Source organism: Flavobacterium hibernum (assembly GCF_000832125.1).
GTDB classification, from domain to species: Bacteria; Bacteroidota; Bacteroidia; order Flavobacteriales; family Flavobacteriaceae; genus Flavobacterium; species Flavobacterium hibernum.
This window is the reverse complement of sequence record NZ_JPRK01000017.1, coordinates 1-18,347: the sequence shown is the minus strand read 5'-3', so window position 1 is coordinate 18,347 and position 18,347 is coordinate 1. Positions and strand designations below refer to the sequence as shown.

Genomic DNA, 18,347 nt, shown 5'->3' with positions numbered 1-18,347 from the left:
TATTTCAGAATAAAAGTGCGACAAAAGTAGCAAAATTCAACTTAATAGTAAAATCTTTTTCAATTAAAAATGAGTCAATTTCATATGTAAATTAATAATTACCTCCAAAGCCAAAAAAACGTTAAACAATTGCGCATAAAATGTTAACTAAAAACCACTATATCGTTTGAGATTTAACAAAAAAGACTGTGCTTTCAGCACCTAAGCGTCGATTTTTCCTAATATAATTTAAAACATATTGTGATTTTGACATTTCGCAATGCTTTAAATAAAATTATTATCATTTAAGAAGCGTTTTTCTAATATTACAACAAAAATGTAAGTCAAATTATAAATTCAATACATTATATTTAACGAAATCTTTATTTTTGTAGAAAAAATATCAAGAATGAAAGTTAAAGAACAAGGGCTTTATTTGCCTGAATTTGAACACGACAATTGTGGTGCAGGATTTATTTGTAATTTGAATGGTATTAAATCAAATGATATTATTCACAAAGCATTAGACATCTTAATTAAATTGGAACATCGTGGTGCCGTTAGTTCTGATGGAAGAACTGGAGACGGGGCTGGAATTTTATTTGACATTCCGCATGATTTCTTTAAAAAAGTATGTGATTTTGAAATCCCTGAAACACGTGAGTATGCAGTAGGAATGGTTTTTTTACCAAAAAGCAAAAACCAGGTTTCTTTTTGTATTAATGCATTTGAAGCAACTATTAAGGATCAGAACTTAAAGATTCTAGGTTGGAGAGATGTACCTGTTGAAGTTGAAAATTTAGGGCAGATTGCCGCAGAAAAAGAACCAACAGTTAAACAAGTTTTCGTTTCTAAAAACGGTCAGGATTTAACTGAACAAGAATTTAATGCAAAACTTTTTGCAGCTAGAAAAATTGCAGAACATGCCGTAAGAGGATCTAAAACCTCTGAAAGTCATATGTTTTACTTCACTAGTTTATCAACAACTACCATAATATATAAAGGTTTGTTGATGCCGGAAGACATCAGCCGTTATTATGTTGATTTAAAAGATCCAGATTTAGTGACTCGTTTGGCGTTAGTTCACCAACGTTTCTCTACAAATACTTTCCCTTCATGGGAATTAGCTCAACCATTTAGATACATGTGTCATAATGGTGAGATCAACACACTTCGTGGAAACGTTAGCCGTATGCGTGCTCGTGAAGAGCTTATGCAAAGCAAAGTTTTTGGCGATGATATCAAAAAACTATTTCCAATTATCTTAGAAGGAAAATCAGATTCTGCTTCTATGGATATGGTAGTAGAACTTTTATTAATGACAGGTCGTTCATTGCCAGAAGCGATGATGATGGTGGTTCCTGAAGCTTGGGAAAAACACCAAACTATGTCTCCTGAGAAAAAAGCATTCTATGAGTTTAACGCTTGTATTATGGAACCTTGGGATGGTCCGGCTTCGATTCCGTTTACAGATGGAAACGTAATTGGTGCTTTATTGGACAGAAACGGATTGCGTCCTTCTCGTTATACACTAACACATAGTGGTTTCGTAATCATGTCATCAGAAATTGGTGTATTGGATATTGAGCCAGAAGATGTAATACGTCACGGTCGTTTAGAGCCAGGAAAAATGTTCTTGGTTGACATGAACGAAGGTCGTATTATTGAAGATGAGGAAGTAAAAAAATCAATCGTAACAAAACGTCCGTATCAGGAATGGATTGACGAAAACTTATTGCCATTATCTAAAATTCCATACACAAATAACCCTACTCCGGTTGAGAAATTAGATTTCTTAACAAGACAAAAATTATTTGGTTACACAATCGAAGATTTAAAAACTATCATAAACCCAATGGGAGGTCAAGGAGCTGAAGCTATCAGTTCTATGGGTAATGATACTCCTTTGGCAGTATTATCAGAGCAACCACAATTATTGTACAACTATTTCAAACAATTATTTGCTCAGGTTACCAACCCGCCTTTGGATGGTATTCGTGAAGAGATCATTACTGATATTAGTTTGGCAATTGGTGGAGATTTCAATATTTTCGAAATTGAATCTAAGCAATGTAAAAAACTAAAAATCCAAAATCCAGTTATTTCAAACGAGGATTTAGATAAAATAAGAAACATTGATCACGTAGATTTCAAATCGGCTACAATTTCTACTTTATACAAAATAGAAAAAGGAGTAAACGGTTTAGAGCGCGCGCTTGAAAAATGTGTTGACGCAACTTTTAAAGCCGTTTCTGAAGGATGTAATATCATCATCTTATCAGATAGAGGTGTAAGCGAAGAATTTGCTCCAATCCCAATGTTATTGGCTTGTTCTTACATTCACCACTCTTTGAACATCTTACAAGTTCGTTCTAAGTTCGGAATCATAATCGAATCTGCAGAACCTCGTGAACCACATCATTTTGCTTTATTATTTGGATACGGTGCAAGTGCTATCAATCCTTATATGGTAAACGAAATCATTCACGATCAGGTAAACCAAGGATTCATTACAGGAGTAAAAGCAGATTATGCTATTGTAAATTACAATAAAGCAATTGCAAAAGGAATCGTTAAAATCATGAACAAAATTGGAATCTCTACTTTACATTCGTACAGAGCGGCTCAAATTTTCGAGATTTTAGGTCTAAACAAAACATTTACTTCTAAGTATTTCCCATACACACCTTCTAGAATCGAAGGAATTGGTTTAATGGAAGTAGAAAAAGAAGTGAAGAAACGTTTCCAAAAAGCATTTCCAAATTCAAAAATTGCCAACTTATTGCCTTTAGAAATTGGCGGTATTTACAGATGGAGACGTGGTGGAGAAAAACATATGTTTAATCCAACAACTATTTCAAAATTACAACAAGCAGTTCGTTTAAACAGTCCTGAAAGCTATAAAGAATACTCTGACATGGTCAATGAGCAAAGCTCAAACTTAATGACAATTAGGGGTTTATTTGAATTCAACAATCTTGACCCAATTTCTATTGACGAAGTAGAACCTTGGACAGAAATTGTAAAAAAATTCAAAACGGGTGCAATGTCTTACGGATCTATCAGTAGAGAAGCACACGAGAATTTAGCAATTGCAATGAACAGAATTGGCGGAAAAAGTAATTCTGGAGAAGGTGGAGAAGATCCTAAACGTTTCCAGAAAGAAATTAACGGAGATTCTAGAAATAGCGCCATCAAACAAGTTGCTTCGGGTCGTTTTGGTGTTTCGATCAACTATTTGACAAACGCTAAAGAAATCCAAATTAAAATGGCTCAAGGTGCTAAACCTGGTGAAGGTGGACAATTACCTGGAGAAAAAGTGGTGCCTTGGATTGCAGAAACAAGAAACTCTACACCTTATGTAGGTTTAATTTCGCCTCCTCCTCACCACGATATTTACTCAATTGAGGATTTATCTCAGTTGATTTATGACTTGAAAAATGCTAACCGTGAAGCACGTGTAAACGTAAAATTAGTTTCTGAAGTTGGAGTTGGAACCATCGCTGCCGGTGTTGCCAAAGCAAAAGCTGACGTTATCTTGATTTCTGGTTATGATGGAGGAACTGGTGCTGCACCATTAACATCTTTACAACACACAGGTATTCCGTGGGAACTTGGTCTTGCTGAAGCACAACAAACTTTGATCTTAAATGATTTAAGAAGTCGTGTAGTTCTTGAATGTGACGGACAATTGAAAACTGGTCGTGACGTAGCAATTGCTGCATTGTTAGGAGCCGAAGAATTTGGTTTCGCAACTGCTCCGCTTGTAGCTTCTGGATGTATCATGATGAGAGCATGTCACTTAAATACTTGTCCGGTTGGTATTGCAACTCAGGATCCTGAATTGAGAAAAAATTTCAAAGGAACACCAGAGCATGTCATCAACTTCATGTATTTTATTGCTGAAGAATTAAGAGAAATCATGGCACAATTAGGTTTCAGAACCTTAAAAGAAATGGTGGGTCAATCACAAAAATTAAATGTGAACAAAGCGATCAAACATTACAAAGCAAATGGTTTAGATTTATCACCGATTCTATACAAACCGGAAAAAGCAAAAACACAGCCAATTCACAATACTACAGAGCAAGATCACCAACTTGAAAATGTATTGGATTTTGATATTATCAAAGAAGCAATTCCGTCTATTTATAGAAAAGAAAAAACAAGAGTTACATTTAAAATTAAAAATACAGACCGTTCTGTAGGTGCCATTTTGAGTAATGAAATCTCAAAAATATATGGCGCACAAGGTTTACCTGAAGACACTATTTTAGTTGATTTTGAAGGTTCTGCCGGACAAAGTTTTGGTGCATTTGCAACAAATGGATTGTCGTTTAAAATTCACGGAAACTGTAATGATTATTTAGGGAAAGGTCTTTCTGGAGGAAAATTAATTATTAAAGTCCCTCCTACTGCTACCTTCAAACCTGAAGAAAACATCATTATTGGTAACGTTGCCCTTTATGGTGCTATTACCGGAGAGGCTTATATTAATGGTATGGCTGGTGAGCGTTTTTGTGTAAGAAATTCTGGAGCAACAGCAGTTGTTGAAGGAATTGGAGATCACGGATGCGAGTACATGACAGGTGGTACTGTGGTTGTTTTAGGAAAAACAGGAAGAAACTTCGCAGCTGGTATGAGCGGTGGTGTTGCTTATGTTTACGATCCAAATAAACAATTTGACTCAACATTATGCAACATGGAAATGGTTGCTTTTGACCCAATCGAAGACGAGGATATTACAAAACTAAGACGATTGATCAAAAACCATTCATTGTACACTAGCAGTCCATTAGCAAAAAGAATTTTAGCAGACTGGGAAAATGAGCAGAAACATTTCGTAAAAGTAATGCCTACTGATTACAAAAAAGCATTACAACGAATTGCAGAAGAGAAAAAAATAGAAGAATTAATAGCTGATTAAAAGGTTCTGAGTTACAAAGGTGCAGAGGTACTAAGTTTGAGTTTTTCAACTCGCTTCTCACATCTCATATCTCACAACTAAATTTAATAAAAATGTCATGGGTAAAATAGGCGGATTTAAAGAATATAACAGAGCCGACGAAAGTAATTTAGCAGTAGTAGAACGTGTTTCGAATTACAATGAATTTACAATTCCGTTAGCAAAAGATAAAATAAAAGAACAAGGTTCAAGATGTATGGATTGTGGTATTCCTTTTTGCCACAGTTCTTGTCCATTAGGAAATTTAATTCCTGATTTTAACGACATGGTGCATCAGGAAGAATGGCAAAGTGCTTTAGAGATTTTACAATCTACAAATAACTTTCCGGAATTTACAGGTCGCTTATGCCCTGCTCCATGTGAGAAATCATGTGTATTAGGAATCATTAAAGAACCAGTTGCTATCGAAAACATCGAGAAAAACATCATCGAAAGAGGTTTTGCCGAAGGTTGGATTAAACCACAAGCGCCATTAACCAGAACTGGAAAAACTGTAGCCGTTATTGGTTCAGGTCCTGCTGGCTTAGCAGCTGCTCAACAATTAAACAGAGCCGGTCACACGGTAACTGTTTTTGAAAGAGACAATGCAATTGGAGGTTTATTACGTTACGGAATTCCGAATTTCAAACTTGAAAAAGGAATTATCGACAGACGTGTAGCAATCCTTGAAGCTGAAGGAATCACTTTTAAAACCAATGTAAATGTTGGTGTTAACTTTAGTGTAGACGAATTAAATTCTTTTGATTCTATCGTTTTATGCGGAGGAGCAACAGAAAGAAGAAGTTTACCAACTAAAGGAATTGAAAGCAAAGGAGTTGTTCAGGCAATGGATTTCCTTACTCAGCAAACAAAAGTTTTATACGGAGAATCAATTCCAGATCAGGTAAAAGCAACAGGAAAAGATGTAATCGTTATTGGTGGTGGAGATACAGGTTCTGACTGCGTTGGAACATCAAACAGACACGGAGCAAAATCAGTTACTAACTTTGAGATTTTACCAAAACCTCCAGTTGGAAGAAGTGAGTCTACGCCTTGGCCTTTCTGGCCTTTGCAATTGAAAACCTCATCTTCTCACGAAGAAGGTTGCGACAGAAACTGGTTAATCAATACTAAAGAATTCCTTGCAAACGAAAAAGGAGAATTAGTAGGATTAAAAACAGTTGAAGTACAATGGAAAATGACTCCTGGTCAACGTCCAGAATTAATCGAAAAAGAAGGTTCAGAAAAAATCTGGCCTTGCGATTTAGCTTTATTAGCTCTAGGATTTACAGGTCCGGAGAAAACTTTAAGTGAGCAATTAGGTCTTGAATTAGATATGAGAAGCAACTATAAAGCTAAAAATTATCAAACAAATGTTCCACACATTTTCACCGCTGGTGATATGAGAAGAGGACAATCATTAATTGTATGGGCTATTTCAGAAGGTCGCGAAGCTGCAAGAGAAGTTGATATGTTCTTAATGGGATATACCAACTTACCAACCAAAGGAAACGGAGATTTACCAAGTCTTTAATTTTTTGAGTTTCTAAGAGACTAAGGTTCTAAGTTTTTCTCTTAGTATTTTAAATCTTATGAACATAAAAGATTAAAATAATAAATCTTTATTCCGATAAACAACACACTAATAAAAAACCTGGACTTTCGTCCGGGTTTTTTAGCTTCAAAGGGAAATAGAAACAAAGACACAAAGGTTTAGAAACGTTAAAAAAACCTTTGTCCCTCTGAACCTTTGTATCTTTGGGTCTAAATAATTTTACAAAAATTCGAAACAAAGCACTTTTTGTTCAAAATTAAACAATTTGTTATAATTTGTTATTTTTCTACAATTAATTTGTCGTTACTCAAAAGTGTAATAACTTTGCTCAAAATAGTTTAAAAATGCAAGCAAAAGATTTACTGCAGTTAGCAGACCAATTTGGAAGTCCATTATATGTTTATGATGCCGAAAAAATCCAATCTCAGTACAATAGGTTAACTAAAGCTTTCTCTAAGGTAGAAAACTTAAGAGTTAATTACGCCATGAAGGCATTGTCTAACGTTGCGATTCTTCAGTTATTAAAGAACATGGGGTCTGGTTTAGATACTGTATCAATTCAAGAAGTTTTATTGGGACTTCATGCTGGCTATGAACCTGAAAAAATATTTTTTACACCAAACGGAGTTTCTCTTGAAGAAATAGAAGAAGTTGCTGCAATGGGTGTACAAATCAATATTGACAACTTATCTATTCTGGAGCAATTCGGGACAAAACACCCACATATTCCAGTATGTATTCGTATTAATCCACACGTAATGGCGGGCGGAAATGCTAATATTTCTGTAGGACACATCGATAGTAAATTTGGTATTTCTGTACACCAGATACCGCATATATTACGTATTGTCGAAAATACAAAAATGAGTATTGTTGGAATTCACATGCACACAGGATCTGATATTCTAGATATCGAAGTGTTCTTGTATGCTGCCGAGATCTTATTTGATACTGCTAAGCATTTCAAAGATTTACAATTCTTAGATTTTGGAAGCGGATTTAAAGTTCCTTACAAAAAAGACGATATCGAAACAGATATCGAAGAATTAGGTAAAAAATTATCAAAAAGATTCAACTCTTTCTGTGCAGAATACGGTAAAGATTTAACCTTGATTTTCGAACCAGGAAAATTCCTAGTAAGCGAAGCAGGTTTCTTTTTAGCAAAAGTAAACGTAGTAAAACAAACAACTTCAACAGTTTTTGCAGGAATCGATAGTGGTTTCAATCACTTAATTCGTCCTATGTTTTACGGTTCTTCGCACCATATCGAAAACATCTCAAACCCAAAAGGAAAAGAGCGTTTTTACTCTGTTGTAGGATACATTTGCGAAACAGATACATTTGCCAATAACCGCAAAATTTCACAAATTACAGAAGGTGATGTTCTTGCTTTTAGAAATGCCGGAGCATATTGTTTCTCAATGGCTTCAAACTACAATTCAAGATACAAACCAGCCGAAGTTTTATGGAAAGACGGTCAGGGAATCTTAATTCGTAAACAAGAAACATTCGAAGATTTACTTACCAATCAAATTCCGTTGCCACAAGAAGTTGCTGCAACAGTTTAACAATAAAAAAAAAGAGAATATCTACATTAATCCCGTTTCTTAATTGAGGCGGGATTTTTTTATGCTTTAGATATTTTAGACTTCTTAGTTTTTCTTCAAACCGATTGTCAGGCTTAGCGAAGTCAAATCCTACAAAGTTTGTCAGCCCAATTTGCGACAAAATAATCAATTAGAAAAGTTTCATTTCAAGTACGAAAACCATTTATCGTCCATAGATTTCTCTATATCAATATCATGATAATTTGCAAATAACAAAATTTGTCCAAGGAGATCTGCTACTTCATTTGAAATATTTTTCTTCAATTCTTCTTGTGTTAAATTTCTATCCCTTCCTCTAGATGTATATGAAAGATAATTTTGTGTCAGTTCTCCTAATTCTTCCTGAAGCTTTAAAATATACCAATCTTCGTCTCTTTTGATATTACAGTTCTTTTCATATTGATCAGACACCTTTACAACTTTCTTTATTAATTCATTTAAATTCATTTCTCTCCTTTATGTGTTATTAACCGTTCTCTCATTTTATTTCCTTTTTATCTAATCCATGATTAAATTAGAAAATATCGGTAAAGATAGTTTCTAGTTTTTGTAAATAAAACTTTACAATATTGATTTTATTGTTTTAGATATTTTAGACTTCTTAAATTTTCTTCAAATCGTTTGTCAGACTGAGCGATTTCGAGACTTCAAAAACAACATACACAAAGAAACAAGTCAGTTTTGTCATTTCGACGTAAGGAGAAATCTTCGCAAGAAGCTCTACAAAGCATATCACAATAAATTAAATGATAAGAAAATTCTTAACATATTTTTTTATCTTTAGCCAGAAATAATTTAAATGCAATGACAAGAAGGCTATCATACTTACTACTTATACATAATAACCAACAAATCTAAAACTGTTTTATATACTGGAGTTACTAATAATTTGAGAATTCGCTTAAGTCAACATACAGAAAACAACACAAACGGAAACAAAACCTTTGCATCAAAGTACAATGTTACATTCTTGCTGTATTATGAAAAGTTTACTTGAATTCAAGAAGCAATTTCTCGTGAAAAAGAAGTAAAAGACTGGCGAAAAGAAAAGAAAATCGAATTAATTAAGACAATTAATCCAAATCTGGATTTTTTGAATTATTTGTTTGTATGATTTCATAAGTAAATCTCTGTGCAACATTTCCATTCTTTGTAGAGCTTCTTGTGAAGATTTCTCCTCCGTCGAAATGACAAGATTCTGGATAATTGAGACTTGAAAACTGAAACTTCGAATAACAAATCACCTCAGAAAAATCATATATTTACTCTTCAATAAAATCAAAAAAATTAAATACCTTTGAAATTATGAGCACAACATCAAAACCAAAACATATCGGCAGAAACATAAGCCGAATCAGAGAGCTTCGAGGTATGAAACAAGAAGCCCTTGCTGAAGCAATTGGCATAAGTCAACAAACTATTTCAAGCATTGAAACAAGCGAGGAAGTTGATACTAAAAAACTTGTACAAATTGCAAAAGTTCTTGGTGTCACGGTAGAAGCAATTGAAAACTTTTCGGAAGAATCTGTTTTTAACTATTTCAATACGTATTACGATACAAAAGATAGCGTAATTAATGCAGGTAATAATTCAGGTGAAAACTCAAATAATTATTGCACATTCAATCCACTTGATAAAGTTGTCGAACTTTACGAACGCTTAGTTCAAGTTGAAAAAGACAAAAACGAATATTTAGAAAAATTACTAAAAGGAAAATAATTCCTCAATAATAAATTTTACGAAAGCACAAATATATTTTTATTTTGTGCTTTTTTTATGCACAACCAAAATTCCAATCCAAATTTTAAACCTATGAAATTAAATCTACTCACATTATTTTTTGTCTTATCAGTAAGTTTTATTTATTCTCAAAAAACAATCAAAATAATTTTAGACCCAAAAATAAAAGCGCTGGCTCTTGAAAATATAAATACAACAAACAACGGATCACAATATGCGATAGATTCTATTTATGGAACAGTTTATAGAGGAAAAAATATGGTTGAAGACACTATATTTTATGATCATCTAAAAAATGATTTTACAAAAAAAGACTTTATGTGCAATCATTATTACAAAAATGATACACTTATTATTAAAGGTGGCTTTGGCTCTAGATTTCAAAGATATGGTTTCGTTGCTAAAGTGTTTCCAAACAAAACTGCCGAAGTAAAATTACGCATGTCTTGGGGTTATCCCTCTTATTTTACAAGTAGAGAACAGGTAGATGCTAAAAGCGAAATACTCGTTTATACAAGAACTTCAAAACTTGTTCTCAACAGATTACCCAACAATAAATCTGATCGTAAACATATTTATGGCTGTGTCGATTTTTTAAGCGAAGATTATTTTGTTGAAATGAAAGACAAAAAAACTGGAGAACTTTATAAAGAAAAAAATACAATGGAATACAAGATTTATTTTGACAGCAGGTATCTCAAAGATGATGAATAACACCCCGCTGCTGGCGCGAGCATCCCGCTCGTGAACACTAGACATGCAAGCCCTATGAAAAACTAAAAAAACATTGCAGTCACGAGCGGGACACTCGCGCTAGCATAAGCATATACAAAACATAATTCAAATCCATACTAATCTCAGCTTCATTTTTAATTTGTAATTTTGTACACCAAAAAAAACATCAAAATGAAACTACAAATCCGAATCCTAATTTATTCAATCTTATTCTTTTTATATCTTTCATCTACCACATCGTTACTTACGTTGGGTGAAACATTAAAAACAGATCCGTATATTACTTTAGGTTGTGGTTTTGCTGTTTTAAACATACTTTACACTTTCTTCGCTTTAAAATGGACACCTTTATTAAATATAATTTTATCTATTGCTATTGCAGCCATAAGTTTATTTCTAGCAGTGCAATTTGCAAATTTACATCTCCTTGTAAATTATGATCCTTATTTGGTAAAAACAGCCATATTTACAAATGCTATTTTATCTATTTTGTTTTGGGAAATTGTATATCAGGTCAAAAATAAAAAACAAACAAAATAAGCCATAAATCTTTAGACGTTAAAGAGTACGTCAAGCATTTCTATTTTTCAATTTAAAATTTCATAAATTTATATTACGATTACTTTATAGTCAGAATTAAGTTCTAATTTTTTAAAATGAATCTTATGAAAACTAAAAAAATATGGGCCAATATGGGTGTAGAAAATTTAGACAGAACAACTAAATTCTATACCGAATTGGGTTTTACACCAAACGGTCACAATACAAATGACGAATTAAGAAGTTTTATTTTTGGAGATGAGAATTTTATAATTCACTTTTTTGTAAAACAACAGCTCGAAAAGTTTGTTCCTAAAGTAGCAGACTTATCTACCGGAAATGAAATTATATTCAGTATCTCTGCAAAGGACAAAGAAGATGTTGACCAATGGGCAGAAGAAGTTAGAAAGGCTGGAGGCAAAATTTTTCTAGAACCAACAAATTACCAACAAGGATATACTTTTGGTTTTTCTGATCCCGACGGACATAAATTTAATGTTCTATACTGGCCTGGAATGTAGAGAATTTGTTATTTAACTAAAACAAGTAGACCAATATATCTCGAGCATCTCGCTCGCGAATGCCCCAAAAAATCATGAAAAAACTCATAACATATCAAATTGATTCTTTTACTAAAGAAAAATTCAAAGGAAATCCTGCCGGAGTTGTTGTTAATGCAGATGGATTAAAGGATTATGAAATGCAGCAAATTGCGAGAGAATTAAACAATTCTGAAACCGCTTTTCTATTCGCTCCAGACAATGATGAATGCGATGGTGTAATTCGATATTTTACTCCAAGTATAGAAGTTCCAATTTGTGGACACGCAACGATTGCTGCAATGTATGCAAAGGCTCTCGAAGATAATTTAGATTCTTGCGTGTTAAGGATGAAAACTAAAGTTGGTATTCTTCCGTTTGAGATCATTAAGCAAAACGGGGATTATCAGATTGTAATGACTCAGGGAGCTTTTGAACTTAGTCCAACATTTGATAATGAAACAACTCAAAAAATGTTAGCTGCATTAGATCTGGATTACTCGGATATGGATGAAAAATGTCCAATTCAAATTGCTTCTACTGGACATTCGAAAGTGATGATTGGAATTAAAAGCCGAGCAAAACTTAATGCTTTGTCTCCAAAATACAATGACTTAGCCGACTTAAGTAAATTGATACATTGTAACGGTTATTTTGTTTTTACATTTGATTCTGACAGCGAAGATATCCTGACTTATGGCAGAATGTTTGCTCCAGCAATTGGCATAAACGAGGATCCTGTAACTGGAAACGCAAACGGACCATTGGGTGGCTATTTGGTACAAAACAGAATTGTTGATTTTAAAGATGATATATTTGAATTCAACGGAAGACAAGGCGAACAAATAGATCGGCTTGGTGTGATAAAAGTTAGCGTTGCAATTGAAAATGACAAACCTACTCTAATTCAAATAAAAGGTGATGCAGTTATTGTTTTTAGAACTGAAATAGAAGTTTAAAAAACATTCTATATACACCACATCTCAGACGCACTGCTGTGCGTCTCTACAATAAAATATGCTTCATTTGTTTCTTATAAAAAAAACAAATTTCTGACCTAGCCCCGATAGAGCCGATATCCTCGTAATGAAATGGAGAGATAAAGGCGAAAGCGGGACAGTTGGTTATTATGAAAACGGAAATTGCTGCTTCTTAAATTTAAAATTAACATTATCTGAATTTCTCTAAAAACCGATATATTTACACCTTCAAAATCAATTGGTCTTTAGGAATGAAAAAAATTACTTTACTGTTTTCAATATTATTTTTGGCACTTTCGTCGTGCGGTGTAAAAACAACTCAATCTTTAATAAGCGATGGCAATTATGATGGCGCAATAGATCGCGCCGTAGAAGCTTTAAGAACCAAAAAAGACTCAAAAGGAAAACAGGATTATGTGTACTTGCTCGAAGAAGCTTTTGCAAAAGGCAAAGACAGAGATTTGCGCGATCTGGAAATGATGACCAAAGAAGCCAATCCTGCAAATGCAGAACGAATCTACAACACTTATTTACAGCTCAATAATCGTCAGGAAAAAATTAGACCATTATTACCATTGCCTTTATTGAAACAGGGCAAAAATGCTTCTTTTCCGTTTGATAATTATTCGAATGAGATTGTAAGCAGTAAAAATGCGCTATCTAAATATTTATATGAAAATGCGTCGGCACTTTTAAAATCGAACAACAAACTCGATTTTAGAAAAGCCTATGATGATTTTTTCTATTTAGAAAGTATCAATCCCGGCTATAAAAATTCAAAAAAATTAATGACCGATGCGCAGTTTAAAGGAACTGATTTTGTAGATGTTTATGCTACAAATGAAACCAATATGGTAATCCCAAAGCGTCTTCAGGATGATTTACTGGATTTTAAAACTTACGGATTAAACGATAAATGGACGGTTTATCATAGCGCAAGACAAAAAAATATTGCTTACGATTATAGTTTGATTATCAATTTTGTTCAAATTAATATTTCGCCGGAGCAAATTAAAGAGAAAGAGTTTATTAAGGAAAGACAAATTAAAGATGGTGTAAAAACACTTCTGGACGGCCGCGGAAGACCTGTTAAGGATAGTTTGGGCAAGGAAATTAAAGTGGACAATTATAGAATGCTTCGTGCAAAAATATACGAATTCAGACAATTTAAATCGTGTCAGATAACAGCAAAAGTAGATTATGTCGATATCAAAACGAATCAGTTATTGCAATCGTTTCCTGTAAGTAGCGAATTTATTTTTGAGAACATTTACGCTACATACAAAGGAGATCGAAATGCTTGTGAGGATAATTATATGAATTATTTTGACCGTCGTTCTGTGCCTTTTCCAAACAACGAACAAATGGTTTACGATACTGGCGAAGACCTGAAAGCAAGACTTAAAGATATTATTGTTCGAAATAAATTTAGGAGATAGTACTTTTTTTTTAGACGCACTGCTGTGCATCTCTACAATCGCCTGTGCAATTGGCACCTTAAAAATTTCACTGGCGTCTTATTCTCAAATACTTATACAAAGACGTATAACAGTATACGTCTTCCTTTCTTATACCTAAAATCATAAAAAAAACGCAAAAAAATATTGCGCAACCAAAAAGTTGCATATATTTGCAACTGATTAGTTGCGTATTTAAATAATTTAAAAATGAAACGAGATATTTTTCAAGCTATTGCCGACCCAACTCGCAGAGCTATTTTAGTCTTAATTGCCAGCAATGCTTTGACACCAAATGCAATTGCGGAACAATTTAATACGACGAGACAAGCCGTTTCTAAACACATTAAAATCCTAAACGAATGTGAGTTGCTCGACGAAACAAAAATTGGTCGAGAAATTTATTATCAACTCAAAATTGATAAAATGAAAGAAGTTGACCAATGGCTAGAACAATTTAAACAAATCTGGGAAAACCGCTTTAGCCAATTAGATCAAGTATTAATAAATTTAAAATCTAAAGAAAATGGAATCTAATCTTTTAATGAATTTTACGGTAGATAAAGAAAACAAAACGGTAAACATAAAACGCGAGTTTAGAGCTTCTTTGTCAGACGTTTGGTCAGCTTGGACCGAAGCTGAAATATTAGACCAATGGTGGGCTCCTGCCCCGTTTAAATCTCAAACAAAAAGTATGGAATTTAAAGAAGGCGGACGAAGATTGTATGCAATGGTTGGGCTGGAAGGCGAAGAACGCTGGAGTTCTTTTGATTATACTTCGATTTCTCCAAAAACCAATTTTAAATATGCTTCAACTTTTTGCGATTCAGAGGGAAATCCAAATTCAGAATTTGCAAGTTCCTACTGGAGTGTCTCTTTCTCTGAGCAAGATAATTCGACATTTGTTGATATTGCCATTAAACGAGATAGCTTGCCTGAGTTAGAAAAATTAATAGAAATGGGCTTTAAAGAAGGAATTACAGTTACAATGAAAAGTTTGGACAAAATCTTTGAAAATCGAAAATAATAACCTTTTAAATCTATTAACTAAAATATTAATAAAGTAAAAATCTAAAGAAAATGAAATCAAATCTTTTGATGAATTTTACCGTAGACAAAGAAAATAAAACGGTAAATGTAAAACGCGAATTCAACGCATCACTTGCCAATGTTTGGTCTGCTTGGACAGAGGCCGAAATATTAGACCAATGGTGGGCGCCCTCACCTTGGAAATCCAAAACAAAAAGCATGGAATTTAAAGAAGGTGGTCAAAGACTTTATGCAATGGTTGGCCCTCAAGGAGAAGAACACTGGGCTTTGGCAGATTTTACCTCAATTACTCCAAAATCAAATTTTAAATATTTGGATGCTTTTTGCGATAAGGATGGAAATTTAAATCAAGATTTTCCACGTTCTAACTGGAATGTAAATTTTTCGGAACAAGGAAATTCTACTTTTGTAGATATTGCTATTAAACACGACAACTTATCTGATATCGAAAAAATTATCGAAATGGGTTTCAAAGAAGGATTTACAATTGCTTTGGAAGGCTTAGACGAAATTTTTGCTTCAAAAGCATAATACTAATTATTCTGTATCAATATAATCCCGTTTACCATAAGGCAAACGGGATTTTTTGATTTCATTTTAACCTAAAATCAAAACAATAATTTGTATTTTCGTTTTAAACATTAAGTTTTTTATATGATCAAAAAATTTCTCCCTTTTGAAGAAGTAGTCTATCATTCAAAATTAAATAAAGAAGAACTTTTAGCTCGTCTTAATAATGAAATCGAAGCCGAAAAATCTTTTGGCTTTGGCGCAAAAAGCTTTTCTTATTCTAAACCATACATTGGCAAAATCGCTTACGACAGATTCGAAATTAAAAGAGCCATTAATTACAGAAATTCGTTTTTACCTGTAATTAAGGGAACGATTAAAAATGATTTAAATGGTTCTAAAATAAATGTAAAAATGAATCTAATCGATTTCGTAAAAGTCTTTATGATTGTATGGTTAGGAGGAGTTTCGTTGGGTTGCATAGCCTCAACATATAGCTTGTTTTTTAGAAATAATACAAACTCAGAAACTGGATTTTTTATGTTTATCCCTTTTGTAATGCTTGTATTTGGAATAGCAATGGTAAGTTTTGGCTTTAAAGCCGAAAGCAAAAAAAGTATTGCAGACTTAGAAGAACTTTTACAAGCCAAAATAATACAAAACAATAATAGCAATTAAATACCAAAAAAATGAATAAATACGTTGCCCTTTTCTTTTTACTATTTTCTTCAACTTTAATTTTTAGCCAGATCAATAAATCTAAATCAACCGAAAGTACAAAACCTTTTGTTTTAGGTGTTATTGATGAAATTCAATCGAAAGAACTTGGCGAAAAAAGAATCCTGAACATTTATCTTCCCGAAGGTTACAACACAAACGAAGCTACAAAATATCCTGTTATTTATCTCTTAGACGGTTCTGCCGATGAGGATTTTATTCATATTTCCGGATTAGTGCAATTTAATAGTTTTGAATGGGTAGATCAAGTTCCAAAATCAATTGTAGTAGGAATTGCAACAGTCGACAGAAGAAGAGATTTTACGTTTCCTACCACTATCGAAAAAGATCAAAAACGATTTGCAACTTCAGGACATTCGGATAAATTTATTGCTTTTGTAGAGAAAGAATTACAACCTTTTATAGATAAAAAATATAAAACAACCCATTCGAAAACAATTATCGGGCAATCTTTAGGAGGATTATTAGAAACCGAAATCTTGTTGAAAAAGCCAACCCTTTTTAGTAAATACGTTATTGTGAGTCCAAGTTTATGGTGGGATAATGGTTCTTTACTAAATCAAAATTCTGCTATTTTTCAAGAAAGTTTTAATCAACCAACTGATATTTATATTGCCGTTGGAAAGGAAGGTCTTACGCCAACCGAAATTCCGAGAGTAATGGAAGTTGATGCCAACTTACTTGCCGAGAAAATAAAAGCAACCAAAAGTAAAAATGTAAAAGTATATTTTGATTACTTGCCTTTAGAAAATCACGCTACTATTTTGCATCCCGCAGTTTCAAATTCATTTAGAGTTTTATATCCAAAACCTAAAGAATAAAGTCAAAATTAATGAAACACGTAGAAGAATATAAACTCGATAATCCGGTTTGGAATGCTGTATCAGAAATTCATTCCAAATTTGCTATTGATTACAATGGCACTAAATTTTACAATCCTGATTATTGCCTGTTTGGAGGATTTATTGATATTGAAAGTACAAAAGAAGCAACATTTCAATATTCATCATTAACCGATAATTTTTTTGTTGTAGGCACTCAACCTGCACTTCTTGATTCTTTAAAAATTACAAAAGAATTAGTTTGTCTACAAATGATTATTTCTGAAAAAATAGAATTGTCAATAGATGCTGAAATTGTCGAACTTAACGAAAGTCATAATGAAGCATTATGCAATTTGGTGAACTTAGTTCAGCCTGGATATTTTAAAAATAAAACTCCTTTGTTGGGTGATTATTTTGGAATTTTTAAAGACCATCAATTAATTGCAATTACAGGAGAACGAATGAAAATGAATGATTTTACTGAAGTGAGCGCCATAATTACACATCCTGATCATACCGGAAAAGGATATGCAAAACAGTTAATTGCTCATGTTGTTAATAGAATTTTCGACCAAAATAAAATTCCATTTTTGCATGTTGTCGAAAGTAATATTGGAGCAATTAAACTTTATGAGAAACTAGGTTTTGTAACGAGAAGAAAAATGAGTTTTTGGCATATCTCTAAAAATCAGTAACTTTAAAATTAATTTCCTTAAGTATGACACTAAATAAACAAACTGTAAACGAATACATGGACGCTTTTAGAATAAGTGACCATAAAAGAATTTTGGCTTGTCTGACAGATAATATTATTTGGGAAATGCCAGGAATTTATCAGCATGTTGGTAAAGAAGCATTTGATAAAGAAATTGAAAATGAAAATTTTATTGGAAGTCCAACAATTCAAATTATAAAACTCGTTGAAGAAAACAATATCGTTATTGCCGAAGGTGCAGTACAAGGAAACATGAAAAATGGAAACATTTTGGATGCCGTTTTTTGTGATGTTTTTGAAATGGAAAATGGCAAAATAAAAAAGCTTACCTCATATTTGATGTCTAGAAACGCAAGTTTAAAGTTTGAATAAGTATTTAACCGCAAGTTTCTCAACCAACAAACCCGACAGGTTTTAAAAACCTGTCGGGTTT

At 33.0% G+C, this 18,347-nt stretch carries 17 protein-coding genes and 1 pseudogene; 17 read left to right on the top strand and 1 reads right to left on the bottom strand.

Features of this window, described 5'->3' with window-relative positions; translation table 11 throughout:
- The first annotated feature begins 388 nt into the window (after positions 1–388).
- From gltB to lysA, 3 genes are all read left to right on the top strand, one after another.
- Positions 389–4,906 carry a glutamate synthase large subunit gene (gltB, locus tag IW18_RS18555; protein ID WP_041519624.1) on the top strand — a complete coding sequence of 1,506 codons (4,518 nt, stop codon included), beginning with the start codon at positions 389–391 and terminating at the stop codon, positions 4,904–4,906.
- Between the two features lie 97 nt (positions 4,907–5,003).
- The gene (locus IW18_RS18550; RefSeq protein WP_041519622.1) at positions 5,004–6,458 is read left to right on the top strand and encodes a glutamate synthase subunit beta; all 1,455 of its coding nucleotides are present in this window, start codon (positions 5,004–5,006) and stop codon (positions 6,456–6,458) included.
- 365 nt (positions 6,459–6,823) lie between these two features.
- Positions 6,824–8,047 (top strand): diaminopimelate decarboxylase, encoded by a 1,224-nt coding sequence (lysA, locus tag IW18_RS18545; RefSeq protein ID WP_041519620.1) that lies wholly within the window; start codon positions 6,824–6,826, stop codon positions 8,045–8,047.
- A 180-nt stretch (positions 8,048–8,227) separates the two neighbouring features.
- Here the strand turns inward: lysA and IW18_RS18540 are convergent, their stop codons facing one another.
- On the bottom strand, positions 8,228–8,533 hold the full coding sequence (locus IW18_RS18540) for a nucleoside triphosphate pyrophosphohydrolase family protein (protein WP_041519618.1): 306 nt from the start codon (positions 8,531–8,533) through the stop codon (positions 8,228–8,230).
- 391 nt (positions 8,534–8,924) lie between these two features.
- On the opposite strand from IW18_RS18540, the pseudogene IW18_RS23000 reads away from it, so the two are divergent.
- From IW18_RS23000 to IW18_RS18475, 14 genes and pseudogenes are all read left to right on the top strand, one after another.
- Positions 8,925–9,200, top strand: a pseudogene (locus IW18_RS23000) (GIY-YIG nuclease family protein).
- Positions 9,201–9,391: 191 nt separating this feature from the next.
- Complete coding sequence (locus IW18_RS18535; protein ID WP_041519616.1) at positions 9,392–9,805, top strand: helix-turn-helix domain-containing protein; 414 nt, start codon at positions 9,392–9,394, stop codon at positions 9,803–9,805.
- Positions 9,806–9,898: 93 nt separating this feature from the next.
- On the top strand, positions 9,899–10,540 hold the full coding sequence (locus tag IW18_RS18530) for a hypothetical protein (RefSeq protein ID WP_123902579.1): 642 nt from the start codon (positions 9,899–9,901) through the stop codon (positions 10,538–10,540).
- Positions 10,541–10,732: 192 nt separating this feature from the next.
- Complete coding sequence (locus IW18_RS18525) at positions 10,733–11,101, top strand: hypothetical protein (protein ID WP_041519612.1); 369 nt, start codon at positions 10,733–10,735, stop codon at positions 11,099–11,101.
- Between the two features lie 125 nt (positions 11,102–11,226).
- Positions 11,227–11,622, top strand: a complete 396-nt coding sequence (locus tag IW18_RS18520; RefSeq protein ID WP_041519610.1) for a VOC family protein — start codon at positions 11,227–11,229, stop codon at positions 11,620–11,622.
- Between the two features lie 74 nt (positions 11,623–11,696).
- Positions 11,697–12,599: a PhzF family isomerase gene (locus IW18_RS18515; protein WP_084607989.1), complete on the top strand. Its 903-nt coding sequence runs from the start codon at positions 11,697–11,699 to the stop codon at positions 12,597–12,599.
- A gap of 272 nt (positions 12,600–12,871) precedes the next feature.
- Positions 12,872–14,059: a hypothetical protein gene (locus tag IW18_RS18510; protein ID WP_041519608.1), complete on the top strand. Its 1,188-nt coding sequence runs from the start codon at positions 12,872–12,874 to the stop codon at positions 14,057–14,059.
- 228 nt (positions 14,060–14,287) lie between these two features.
- Positions 14,288–14,614 (top strand): ArsR/SmtB family transcription factor, encoded by a 327-nt coding sequence (locus tag IW18_RS18505; RefSeq protein WP_041519606.1) that lies wholly within the window; start codon positions 14,288–14,290, stop codon positions 14,612–14,614.
- Entirely contained in the window at positions 14,604–15,104 is a 501-nt protein-coding gene (locus IW18_RS18500) for an SRPBCC family protein (protein ID WP_041519604.1), read from the top strand. The genes IW18_RS18505 and IW18_RS18500 overlap by 11 nt, the downstream gene beginning before the upstream one ends.
- A gap of 53 nt (positions 15,105–15,157) precedes the next feature.
- The gene (locus IW18_RS18495; protein ID WP_041519603.1) at positions 15,158–15,658 is read left to right on the top strand and encodes an SRPBCC family protein; all 501 of its coding nucleotides are present in this window, start codon (positions 15,158–15,160) and stop codon (positions 15,656–15,658) included.
- A gap of 123 nt (positions 15,659–15,781) precedes the next feature.
- Positions 15,782–16,315 carry a hypothetical protein gene (locus IW18_RS18490; RefSeq protein WP_041519601.1) on the top strand — a complete coding sequence of 178 codons (534 nt, stop codon included), beginning with the start codon at positions 15,782–15,784 and terminating at the stop codon, positions 16,313–16,315.
- A gap of 11 nt (positions 16,316–16,326) precedes the next feature.
- Positions 16,327–17,196: an alpha/beta hydrolase gene (locus IW18_RS18485; RefSeq protein ID WP_041519600.1), complete on the top strand. Its 870-nt coding sequence runs from the start codon at positions 16,327–16,329 to the stop codon at positions 17,194–17,196.
- A gap of 11 nt (positions 17,197–17,207) precedes the next feature.
- On the top strand, positions 17,208–17,894 hold the full coding sequence (locus IW18_RS18480; protein WP_041519599.1) for a GNAT family N-acetyltransferase: 687 nt from the start codon (positions 17,208–17,210) through the stop codon (positions 17,892–17,894).
- A 23-nt stretch (positions 17,895–17,917) separates the two neighbouring features.
- Entirely contained in the window at positions 17,918–18,286 is a 369-nt protein-coding gene (locus IW18_RS18475) for a nuclear transport factor 2 family protein (protein ID WP_041519598.1), read from the top strand.
- Positions 18,287–18,347 lie beyond the last annotated feature (61 nt).